Consider the following 11,635-nt stretch of genomic DNA (forward strand, 5'->3'; position numbering starts at 1 on the left):
ACTCCGCCTAATAATTTAGAGCGAACCTCTAAGCACCGGATAATTTAATATACCAATAGAAAAAGGTTATCATTAAACGATAGCCTTTTTCAAATTTTCTAAATCTTCTTCATTTGGATGATTTAGTGCTTCATAGTAGTTTTCAATAAGTAAATCAATATTTTTTGGTGCCTTGTCACTTTCTTTTAAAGAAAGATAACGTTGAAGAACAGAGTCAGGCATCTTTCCTTGACACATAAAACTTCCAACAACTTCATTGGTTGAATCAATGCTTTCTTTCACTTTATTTATAATACGTTTAAAATATTCTTCACTTTTTCCAAAACCAGCAGTTCCAAAGAGAAAGATTTTTTGATGATGCAATGTTTTTAAATAATCTAAAGCTTCTTGATTGGCGTTTCCTTTATCTGTCCAAAAACCAACATAGATTGTTTTTGAATCGTTGATATTGTCTTTTAAAAAATCTCCAAGGAGTTTGGTGTTTCCTGTTTGACTAAAATAATGAATCATCTTTTACAACTCCTGCAACTTTTGTAATAGGCATTGCAAAGGCAATCCCTGTATTATGTTTTTTTAAACCGCCCAAAGCTTTATCAATTGTATCAAAAACAAGATCTGTTTGTTCATCGTTAATAATGAAAAACATTGTTTTACTATCAGGACGTGCTTGTTCAAGGAAAAGTCTTAAAGAACCTAAGATATAACTTTCATCACTTTCTTGAATATAAGAAATCATTCCCTGAGAATCAAGAATCGTTCCACCACTTACTCCTGCTTTTTTTAAACTTGTTAATAAATTTTGTAAAAGTTCTGTTTTATGTAAAACAACAAATACTACTTGCATAATTGTCACCCCTCAATGTTATTGTACACTGATTTTAGTTTTTAAAAAAGATATTTCTCAAAGAGAAAATTATTTAAAAGTTTGAATGTGTTGGTAAAGAGCACCAATTAAATTAGCGTCATTTCTAAATTTACAAGGAACAATTTCAGGATGATAAACATCAAAGTGTAAATTATCAAAAATTTCATTCATATTTTTATTAATGAGTTCAATAAGTAATGGTTGGGCAGATATACCACCACCAATAGCCACTTTTTCACAATCAAAAATAATGTGTACATTAAAGATTTGAGTTGCGACTTCCTTGGCAAAAGCATCGATTCCAGCAATGACTTTTTCATTACCCTTATTAGCCATTTCAAAGATTTCAATTCCAGTATATTCTTTGTCTGTTTCAAGTGCCTCTTGAACACGTTGTAATAACCCAGAAATACCATTTCTCGTACACCAAGCATGATTCCAAGTAAAAGGATCTAAGTTGTTTGTTTTAATAAAAGAAAATTCACCCGCTGAAAAATGTTTTCCTGTATGAACTTTATGATCTTTAATCAAACATCCACCAATTCCTGTTCCTAAAATAACCACAGCGCCATCTTGAATATCTTGGAGATTTCCAAAACCAATTTCCGCATTGGCGGCACATTTAGCGTCATTACCAATTGTAATGTTTGTTGGACAACGCTTCTTTAAAACTTCTACAGTTTCTAATTTATCAATATAACGTAAAGCACCACCAGTATATTGATAGCCTCTTTCAGGATCAATGATGCCAGGCATAGAAAGAGCCATACCATCTATCTGATCTTGAAATTGATCATAGATTTTTCCAATTGTTTCAATAAAGTTTTCAAGGGTGTCCATAGGAGTTGGTACACTTGATTTTTCTAAAATAGTTAAATCTTCTTGCAATAGCGCATATTTGATGGCACTGCCACCAACATCTAATGTTAAATATGTTTTCATAAACTTCCTCCCATACATTATTATATAATAGAAGAAATGAAATAGGTATCATTTTTGTTTATTCATATCTTTTAAACAAGGCCCTTCAATAAGTTTTCCATAACAATCAAAAACAGATTGATGACAGGGACAATGCCATATTTGATTTTTTTCATCAAAAGAAAGTAGACCTTTTAAATGAGGACAGTAGGGAGAAAAATAATGATAAATGCTTTGCTTATCTAAATAAACAGCATAGAGTTTATGATTGATTTTCATTAATCCTCCTTGACCTCTTTGTAAATTTTTCTTGGTACGAAAATGAAATTTGACATAACCAAGATAAAGGTGATGAAGCATTTGTTTCAAATATATTTTAGAATAGCTTAAAGAATAATAATGACAAGAAAATAAGGAAAGATAGGCATTATCGTTATTTAAATAAAGATCTTTAATGATTTTAGACGCTAAAAAAGAATTTGTCATACCCCATTTTTGAAAACCATAAATAAAATATTCATGTTCTTTATAACGCCCCATATAAGGAATACCTCTTAAAGGAATCGTATCTTGTGCAAACCAGTCCTTACTCTTAGAATTAATAACTAAAGCATGATTTTTTAAAGGACGATAACTTTCTGTAAGATCAATAGAGAGGGTACATTGATTTCCTGTTCTTTGTTTTAAATCAACACTTTCTAAAGATTGAAACATTTTTAAAAAGTAGAAACCTTTTTTTATAAAAGGATAACGCGAGGCATGAATGAGATCTTGGCAGATAATACGATGTCCTTGTACATAGACAAGAAAATCGTTTTTTCTTTTTATGATTTTATCAACACGACTATGTTCATAAAATTGAACATTTTTCTTTTGACAACATTCCACAAGATGATAGAGATATTTTAAAGGATGAAAGATATATTGATGATGCAAACTGATTGTTTTTAAATGTTTTTGATTGTCAAAAATAGTTTCACCAAAGAGGTGTAAATAATGTTGTTCTTTTTCAAGCATTCCAACATTTTTTAAATCATCGGTATATAAAGACATCGTACATTCTTTTAAACAACAATCGATTTTTTCTTTTTCAATTAAATCTTTAATACCTTTCATTGCTTCTTTTTGACTTTGATAGTAGAGATAAGCTGTTTCAATATTATAATGTTTTACAAGTTTTTGATAAATAAGATCTTGTAAAAGAGTAATTTTAGCCGTTGTATGTCCACTGGTATGACTACCTAAAAGATTCTTTTCAACAATAGTTATTTGTTTACCTGTTTCTTTTAATTGATAAGCGCATGAAATGCCGGATAGACCACCGCCAATAATAAGAATATCGGTTTTTATATCTTTATTTAATTGTTTAAAACAAGGATGTTGACTTGTCTTTTGCCAATAAGATTCATTCATAAAATCACCTGCTTTATTATGAAACAAAAACGCATTTTTTATACAGAAAATGATATAATAATCAAAAGGATAAAAAAGATTTATAAATTTTGGAGGTATACATGAATATAACAGTTTATTTAGGGGCAAGTAATGGAAATGATCAAAATCTTATTTTAGCAGCAAGAGAACTTGGAAAGTGGATTGGCGAAAATGGACATACACTTGTTTATGGAGGCTCTAAATGTGGTTTAATGGGAGAATTGGCTGAAAGTGTATTAAAAGCAAAGGGAAAAGTCATAGGTGTGGAACCACAATTTTTCATTGATGCCGGTTTTGATTATCCTAAAATAACACAATTAATTGTGACACAAGATATGAGTGAAAGAAAAACAAAAATGATTGAATTAGGGGATGCTTTTATTGCTTTTCCAGGAGGAACAGGAACTTTAGAAGAAATTACAGAAGTCATGTCTAAAGTCTCATTGAAACATTTAAAGACACCTTGTATGCTTTATAATTTAAATGGATATTATGATGATTTAAAGAAACTTTTAGATAAGATGATTACTTTTGATTTATCCTCTAAAGAAAAACAAGAAGGTATTTATTTTGTGGAAAATTTAGAGGAAATAAAAGAAATATTAAAATAAGAAAATCGATGAAAATGATTTTCTTTTTTTACAAAATAAACTACAATAAAGGCATTGGAGGATTATTATGAAAGTACTAGCAAGTGATTATGATGGAACATTATTATTTAATGAAAAATTTAAAGAAGGGGATTTAAAGAAAATCAAAGAGTTTCAAAAAGCGGGTAATTTATTTGGTTTATGTAGTGGAAGACCTTTTAAAGGCATCTATGAATTTTGTAAGCCTTATATTGATTTTGATTTCTATATTCTATGTACAGGAGCACTTGTACTTAATAAAGAAAGAGAAGTTATTTATAAAAGTACGATTTCTAAACATTTATTACATGAATTTTATGATCGTTATCAAAAAGATTATGATATTTTTATTCAAGCCAATATGCAAATCTATACATTTTTAAAAGAAGACTTAGGTTCAATGGTTAGACAAGTTATTACTTCTTTAGATGAAGTAGAAGGAGATATTTATGGTTTATCCATGAATGCAAAAACAGATGAAAACGCTAAAAAAGTGTGTCTTGATATTGAAGAACATTTTCCTGAATTAACTGCACATCAAAATAAAGAATATATTGATATTACTGAAAAAGGATGTTCTAAAGGTTTAGGAATTTTAAAATTAAAAGAATTAATGCATTTAGAGGAAGTTGCCGGAATTGGGGATTCGTATAATGACATTCCTATGTTAGAAACAGTGGATCATTCTTTTACTTTTCCAACATCACCAGAAAGTTTAACATCGATTGTTGATGATGTAGTTGATAGTGTGGAAGAAGCGCTTGATATTTTAATGAAAGAATAATGAAAATATTACAACAACTTAAAGAAAATCATTATACCGAATCAGAACAACAAGTCATTGATTATTTATTAGATCATTTAGAAGATTTAACTTTACTTTCAATCAATGATCTGGCAAAAAAGAGCTATACTTCAAATGCCACGATTATTCGTTTATGTCATAAAGTAGGCTATCAAGGGTATCGACAATTTAAATTGGCTTTATTACAGGAACTTGAAGCTAATAAATATATGGTAAGTCAAGTAGACTATACAATCCCATTTCAAGTCAATGAAACAAGTGAACAAATCATTCAAAACATGTTTTCTCTTTATCAAGAAAGTATTCAACAAGTCTATCATCATTTATCTATTGAGACCTTAAATAAAATAGCAACATTGATGGTACAAAAGAAAAGAGTTTTTATTTATGGTTATGGCGATAGCCAAATAACAGCAGCAAACTTTATTAATAAACTTGCAAAGCTTAACTTATTTCCTGTCTTAGCAACTCAATACGGGGAAGAAATCTATATTTCCAAACAATTACAGCCAGGAGATTTTGCTTTGTTTATCTCTTATAGTGGAGAAAATACATCCCTTTTAGAATGTATGAAAATCTTAAATCAAAAAGGAATTCAAACAGCTTTGGTTACTGCTAATCTTCAAAGTCCACTTGTTGTTTATAGTCAATATCAGATTATGATTCCTGACTATGAAAAACAAAACAAGATTGCAACCTTTTATTCTCAACTTGCTTTTATGTACATCTTAAATAATTTACATGCCCTTATTTATCATCTTAAAAATAAGTGAACCAAAAGTTCAGTTTAACTGAGCTTTTTTTCATTTACCTTGAACCTTATTTCCATAATGAGATGCATCTCTTAAAAAGAGAAAGAAGATATGTTATAACAAAATTGAGGTGAAAGAGATGACAAAAGAAGAAGTCTTACAATTAGAAAAAGAACTTTCTTTTCAAGAATTCAATAATCATGATGCCTATCAATTAGGACAAATCATTGAAGATCATATTGAAAAGAATCATTTAAAAAATGTTAGAATCCGTATTGTTTTAGATAAAGATATTGTTTTTCAATATTTAATGGATGGTAAAAAAGGAGTCATTTGGCTTGATCGTAAACAAAAAACAGTTGAAAAATATGGACATAGTAGTTATTACATCTATTTAGAAAATGAAGAAAATGGAACGTATCAAGAAGATGAAAAAGATGAAAGTCTTGTTATTTGTGGGGGAGGTTTTCCTTTAATTATTCGTGGTGAATTAAGAGGAAGCATTCTTGTTTCAGGGCTCGTCCATGATGAAGATCATCAAGTCATCGTTGATTGTTTAAGGAAACTAAAAGATGAAGGCACTTGCAAGTGATATAGATGGCACACTTGTTTTTAATCAACAAATAAAAAAACAAGATAAAGAGGCTATTGAAAAGTATCAAAAAGAACATCTTTTTGGAGTATGTAGTGGAAGACCTCGATGTGCCCTGTTTGATTTAGAAAAGCTAAAATTAGATTTCTATATTCTTTCTTCAGGAGCAATGATCTTAGATAAAGGTTTCAATATCATTCAAGATTTTTCAATGAAAAAAGAAATCGTTCAACAAATCTTTAATGAATATAAAAAGAAAGCACATATCATTTTACAAACAGGAAATGCAGATGTCTTTTATGCAACCCTTAAAGAAGATTATAATCCTAAATTAAAAGTCATTTCTTCTTTTAAAGAAGTAGAGCATGAAATAATTTATGGCATATCTCTTATTTTTAAAGATGACAAAATAACCAAGAAAGCATGTCTTGAAATTAATCAAAAATATCAAGAAGTTGAAGGTTTTCAAAATAGAAATTCAATTGATATTGTAAGAAAAGGCTGTTCAAAAGGAACAGGAATCAAAATCATTAAAGATTATTATCACTTAGAAAAGGTAGCAGGAATAGGGGATTCCTATAATGACTTACCGATGTTAAAAGTCGTAGATACAGCCTTTACTTTTAAAACATCCCCTCAAGAAATACAAAAACAAGTACATTATTGTGTTAATGATATTGCTGAAGCAATAGCGTTATTGGAGGTAGAAAAATGAATTTTGGAATTATAGGTTATGGAAACATAGCGCGTAAGTTTGTTAAAAGTATTACTTATACTAGTGGGGGGAAAGTGCATGCCATTGCCTCACATTCTTTAGATGAAAACGACAGTTACTTACAAAGTCATCCTTTAGTTAAACTTTATCGTGATTATGAGGAACTTTTAAAAGATGAAGATATTGAGGCCGTTTATATTGCAGTTCCTCACTATGAACATAAAAAATGGATTATAGAAGCCATTAAACATCATAAAGCGGTTTTATGTGAAAAACCACTTGTCTTAAAAAGTGAAGATATTGATGAAATTAATCAATATGTTAAAGAATATCAAGGCTATTGCTTAGAAGCTTTTAAAACAAAATTTAATGTAGGTTTTGATTATTTAAAAGAAGATTTAAAGTTGATTGGAAAATTAAAATCAATTGAAGCAAACTTTTGTTTTGATGGGACAGATAAAAAAGATTCTTACTTGTTTGATCCAAAACAAGGTGGGGCTTTAAATGATGTAGGAAGTTATGTCGTTGGTTTTGTCCTTGGTTTAGTGGATGCACCAGTTGAAAGTGTTGAATCTCATATTGAAAAAGAAAATGAGATTGAAATGAATTTTAAAGCAACTTTAAATTTTAAAAATGAAGTTCAAGGAAAAGTAGAAGGTTCAATTAATTATAATAAAGAACGTTATGCTTTAATTAAAGGAGAAAAGGGAGAAATCTATGTCCCAATGTTTAACCGTGTGGTTGAATACACAATTCATTTAGAAAATGAAGTCATTCAAAAAACATATCCAATTGAAGGAGATGACATGACTTTAGAAATACAAGCTTTAATTAATCATAATCAATCAACACATACATTACAAGATTCAAAAAAATTACAAGAAACAATTGAAAGAATTAGAGAGGAAGCAAAATAATGAAACTAGGAATTTTAGGAACAGGAATGATCGTTAAAGATGTTCTTACCATGTATCATGAACTTGGCGTTGAAAAGACTTATCTTTTTTCAACAAAAAAATCAAAATCACAAGCATTAGAACTAATTGAAAAATATCATTTAGATAAAGTTTACACAGATTATGATGAATTACTTCAAAGTGATGTTGATACAATTTATTGTGCTTTACCTAATCATCTACATTATGAATTTTCAAAAAAAGCTTTAGAAAATGATAAAAATGTCATTATTGAAAAACCAATTACAGCGAATAGTAAAGAATTAGAAGATTTAATTGAAACCGCCAATAAAAAGAATTTAATGATTTTTGAAGCTATGAATTTACATTACACACCTGCTTTTCTTTCATTAAAAGAAGATTTAAAGAAATTAGGAGATATTAAAATTGTTTCATTTAACTATTCGCAATATTCATCAAGATATAATGCTTTTAAAGAAGGAACCATTTTACCAGCTTTTGACTTTCATAAAGCTGGTGGAGCTTTAATGGATTTAAATGTTTATAACATTCATGCTTTAATCGATTTATTTGGGAAACCTGTTTATCATAAATATATGGCAAATATTGAAAGAAATATTGATACAAGTGGGATGATGATTTTTGATTTTGAACATTTTAAAGCTTTATGTATTGGGGCTAAAGATTGTAAAGCGCCTTTAATGAATACGATTCAAGGAAACTTAGGAGCAATCGTTGTTAAATGTCCGTTAAGTCAAATGACAGAATATGAAATCTGTTATAACGATGGGACAAGTGAAATAAAATCTTTTGAAAAGAAACATCGTTTAATTTATGAATTTAAAGAATTTATAAGAATGATTAAAGAAAATGATATTAAAAAACAAAAAGAAATGTTAGAACTTTCATTATTGATTTCTAAATTAATGGAAGAAGGAAGAATGCAAGAAGGGATTGTGTTTGATAATGATAAATAATAAAATTGTTTTAGGATATATTGGAAATGGAAAAAGTACCAATCGTTATCACTTACCATTTGTGATGCAAAGACCAGATAAGTTTATTGTTAAAACAATTTATAATCCACGTATTCATCATGATATATGGGATGAAATTGAAGGAGTTAACTATACTGAAAATCAAGATGATATTTTCTTAGATGATGAAATTGATATGGTGGTTGTATGTACAGGACATCATTATCATTATGAATATACTAAAAAAGCACTTGAACATAATAAACATTGTTTATGTGAAAAGCCTTTTATGGAAAATAGTGAACAAGCTAAAGAAATCTTTGCACTTGCAAAATCAAAAGGACTTTATTGTTCAGCTTATCAAAATAGAAGATACGACAGTGACTTTTTAACTGTACAAAAAGTGATTGAATCAGGGAAATTAGGAGATTTATTAGAATTAGAAATGCATTTCGATTACTATCGTCCTGAAATACCTGAAAGTGTTGATCATTTTGATCCAGCAATGTCTTATTTATATGGACATGGTTGTCATACTTTGGATCAAGTCATTTCTTACTTTGGAAAACCTGATGATATTCATTATGATGTAAGACAACTTTTAGGAACAGGTCGTATGAATGATTATTTTGATCTTGATCTTTATTATGGAACATTAAAAGTATCCGTTAAATCAAGTTACTTTAGGGTAAAATCAAGACCTTCTTTTATCGTTTATGGTAAAAAGGGAATGTTTGAAAAATATAGTAAAGATCGACAAGAAGAACATTTAAAACTTTTCCATATGCCTACTAATAGTGATTTTGGAAAAGATTTACCAGAACATTATGGAACTCTTACTTATTATGATGAAGATGGTATTTATCATGAAGAAAAAGTTCCAACAGTTGACGGCGACTATGCACGTGTGTATGATGGTATCTATGATAGTATTGTAAATGGTAAGGAACAAGTCATCCAACCATGGCAAACAATTCTACAAATGGAAATGTTAGAAACAGGAGTAAAGGATTTAAAGTAGTATGAAAAAATATTTTTTCTTTGATATTGATGGAACACTAACTGATTTAAAAACACATCAAATTGTCCCAAGTGCGAAAATTGCTTTAGAAAAGCTTAAACAAGCAGGTCATTTTGTTTGTTTGAATACAGGAAGAGCCCATTATAAAGCAGAAAAGACAAGAAAAGAATTTAATTTTGAAAATATGGTCTGTAATGGGGGCAATGGAATTGTATTAGATGGTATTTTAAAAGAAAATATCCCCTTAGATAAACAAGGAGCTTTAAAAATCATTCAAGAAGCTAAAAAAAAAGGGATTGGTTATTTAGTAGCAATCAATGATAGTCAAGAAGTCTATGGTGAAAATGATTTATTTATTCAACAAGTAGGCTATCGTAAAGAACCAACAACTTATATTTTAGATCAAGATTTTGATTATACACAAGTAGAAAACTTTTATAAAATCTATCTTGCTTTAGATGAAAAAGAAGAAGCTTCTTTTCAAAACAAAGATCAATTAGGCTCATTACGTTTTGAAAAAGAATACTTAATGTTTCAACCAGATAATAAAAAAGGCGGTATTTTCAAAATGATGGAAATACTTCAAGCACCTATTCAAGATGTAGTTGTCTTTGGTGATGACTATAATGATCTTGATATGTTTGATAAAGATTTATGGACAGGTGTCGCTATGGGAAATGCCTGTGATGCTTTAAAAGAAAAAGCAACTTACATCACAGATAAAAATGTTGACGATGGTATTTATAATATCTGTGAAAAAATGGGTTGGTTTTAATAAAAAATGAAGGAACCGAAATTATGGTTCCTTTTAACATAGAAAAATATATTTTCTATACTTTTTTATTTTGATTGACGATGCTCTGCAACCTGAATCAATTGTCACATTATTTTTAGCCCGTGCCAGGCTAGGGGTCCAATCACCTTCCCATGGTTTGACTATCTACATCAATGATTGTGTAGGTAAGCCAGTAGAATTGCATGCGCTATCTACCACACCCTAGAACTAATAAGTAGTCATCCATCAACACTTATTTTTCACAAGAGTTTTATAATAAATTTGTTTCATTTTCAATCATTGTGTTGTTGTATTTAACCTCTTGATCATAAAAACAAACCTGTTAATCAAGATGAATTTACTCTATAAAACCTCCTTTATATAATGAAATTATAAAAAAGGAGGTTTGTATCATGTTGGAATTAAAGAATATAACAAAAAGATATGATGAGAAAATTATCTTTGAAAATTTAAATGTTCAATTTAATAAGACCAATACAATCAATGGGATTATTGGAAAAAGTGGTAGTGGAAAAACGACGTTATTTAATATCCTATTTGGTTTAGATAATGATTACGAAGGTATATATACAATAGATAAACAAGATGTTAAATCATTCGATTTAAAAAAATGGGATGAAATGAGAAGAAATGAAATACACATCGTTTTTCAAGATTTTAAGCTCATTGAAAATTTTACAGTCTTAGAAAACTTAATACTCACACTTAATTGTAAAGAAATAGAAGCTTTAGACGCTTTAGGAAAACTAGATATTTTAAGTTTAAAAAATACAAAGGTAAAAAATATCAGTGGTGGTGAAAAACAAAGACTTGCTATTGCAAGAGCGCTTATAAAAAATCCCAAAATATTGTTATTAGATGAGCCAACTGGAAATCTCGATGATGTTCATGCTGCAATGATTATGAAGACAATTCAATCATTAAGAAATGAACAGATGATGATTTTTATTATTAGCCATGATCAACGTGTGATGGATTATTGTGATAATATTTATGTTTTAGAAAATAAAACATTAAAATTAGAAAAAGAAAATAAAGAAAATATTGTTTCATATCAAAAGAAATCATCAGCCTCCAAGGCTAAAATTCATCATATTAAATATATTTTAAAGACAATTCAAAGAAATATCAAAGATATCATTATAAATTATATACCTTCTAAAGTGAAAAGTTAAATTCCACTTTAGATATGACAAAGTGGATTTTAGTCT

14 protein-coding genes are annotated in these 11,635 nt (G+C 28.8%); 10 read left to right on the plus strand and 4 right to left on the minus strand.

Annotated features, from left to right (window positions below):
- Positions 1-72 precede the first annotated feature (72 nt).
- From bilS to LJD32_RS13425, 4 genes are all read right to left on the minus strand, one after another.
- Positions 73-510, minus strand: coding sequence for a flavodoxin family protein BilS (bilS, locus tag LJD32_RS13410; protein ID WP_032090353.1), 438 nt, complete (start codon positions 508-510; stop codon positions 73-75).
- Positions 494-844 (minus strand): hypothetical protein, encoded by a 351-nt coding sequence (locus LJD32_RS13415; RefSeq protein ID WP_032090352.1) that lies wholly within the window; start codon positions 842-844, stop codon positions 494-496. The genes bilS and LJD32_RS13415 overlap by 17 nt, the downstream gene beginning before the upstream one ends.
- 69 nt (positions 845-913) lie before the next feature.
- Positions 914-1,807, minus strand: a complete 894-nt coding sequence (locus tag LJD32_RS13420; protein WP_106986840.1) for an ROK family protein — start codon at positions 1,805-1,807, stop codon at positions 914-916.
- A gap of 48 nt (positions 1,808-1,855) precedes the next feature.
- Positions 1,856-3,199: an FAD-dependent oxidoreductase gene (locus LJD32_RS13425; protein ID WP_227392626.1), complete on the minus strand. Its 1,344-nt coding sequence runs from the start codon at positions 3,197-3,199 to the stop codon at positions 1,856-1,858.
- A 101-nt stretch (positions 3,200-3,300) separates the two neighbouring features.
- On the opposite strand from LJD32_RS13425, the gene LJD32_RS13430 reads away from it, so the two are divergent.
- From LJD32_RS13430 to LJD32_RS13475, 10 genes are all read left to right on the plus strand, one after another.
- A complete protein-coding gene (locus LJD32_RS13430; RefSeq protein ID WP_227392627.1) occupies positions 3,301-3,831 on the plus strand; it encodes a TIGR00730 family Rossman fold protein in 531 nt (176 codons plus the stop codon).
- Between the two features lie 67 nt (positions 3,832-3,898).
- Entirely contained in the window at positions 3,899-4,633 is a 735-nt protein-coding gene (locus tag LJD32_RS13435) for an HAD family hydrolase (protein ID WP_119363548.1), read from the plus strand.
- Positions 4,633-5,427, plus strand: a complete 795-nt coding sequence (locus LJD32_RS13440; protein WP_032090347.1) for a MurR/RpiR family transcriptional regulator — start codon at positions 4,633-4,635, stop codon at positions 5,425-5,427. Before LJD32_RS13435 ends, LJD32_RS13440 begins: the two co-directional genes overlap by 1 nt.
- A gap of 118 nt (positions 5,428-5,545) precedes the next feature.
- Positions 5,546-5,998, plus strand: coding sequence for a heme-binding protein (locus LJD32_RS13445; protein ID WP_227392628.1), 453 nt, complete (start codon positions 5,546-5,548; stop codon positions 5,996-5,998).
- On the plus strand, positions 5,979-6,713 hold the full coding sequence (locus tag LJD32_RS13450; protein WP_227392629.1) for an HAD-IIB family hydrolase: 735 nt from the start codon (positions 5,979-5,981) through the stop codon (positions 6,711-6,713). Before LJD32_RS13445 ends, LJD32_RS13450 begins: the two co-directional genes overlap by 20 nt.
- Positions 6,710-7,630, plus strand: a complete 921-nt coding sequence (locus LJD32_RS13455) for a Gfo/Idh/MocA family protein (protein ID WP_032090344.1) — start codon at positions 6,710-6,712, stop codon at positions 7,628-7,630. The genes LJD32_RS13450 and LJD32_RS13455 overlap by 4 nt, the downstream gene beginning before the upstream one ends.
- Entirely contained in the window at positions 7,630-8,607 is a 978-nt protein-coding gene (locus LJD32_RS13460; protein ID WP_227392630.1) for a Gfo/Idh/MocA family protein, read from the plus strand. The genes LJD32_RS13455 and LJD32_RS13460 overlap by 1 nt, the downstream gene beginning before the upstream one ends.
- Positions 8,597-9,628, plus strand: a complete 1,032-nt coding sequence (locus LJD32_RS13465) for a Gfo/Idh/MocA family oxidoreductase (RefSeq protein ID WP_227359020.1) — start codon at positions 8,597-8,599, stop codon at positions 9,626-9,628. The genes LJD32_RS13460 and LJD32_RS13465 overlap by 11 nt, the downstream gene beginning before the upstream one ends.
- A gap of 1 nt (position 9,629) precedes the next feature.
- A complete protein-coding gene (locus tag LJD32_RS13470; protein ID WP_227392631.1) occupies positions 9,630-10,403 on the plus strand; it encodes an HAD-IIB family hydrolase in 774 nt (257 codons plus the stop codon).
- 413 nt (positions 10,404-10,816) lie between these two features.
- Positions 10,817-11,599, plus strand: a complete 783-nt coding sequence (locus tag LJD32_RS13475; RefSeq protein WP_227392632.1) for an ABC transporter ATP-binding protein — start codon at positions 10,817-10,819, stop codon at positions 11,597-11,599.
- Positions 11,600-11,635 lie beyond the last annotated feature (36 nt).

The sequence above is a fragment of the Faecalibacillus sp. TM498 genome, from assembly GCF_020589955.1.
Lineage (GTDB): Bacteria > Bacillota_I > Bacilli_A > Erysipelotrichales > Coprobacillaceae > Faecalibacillus > Faecalibacillus intestinalis.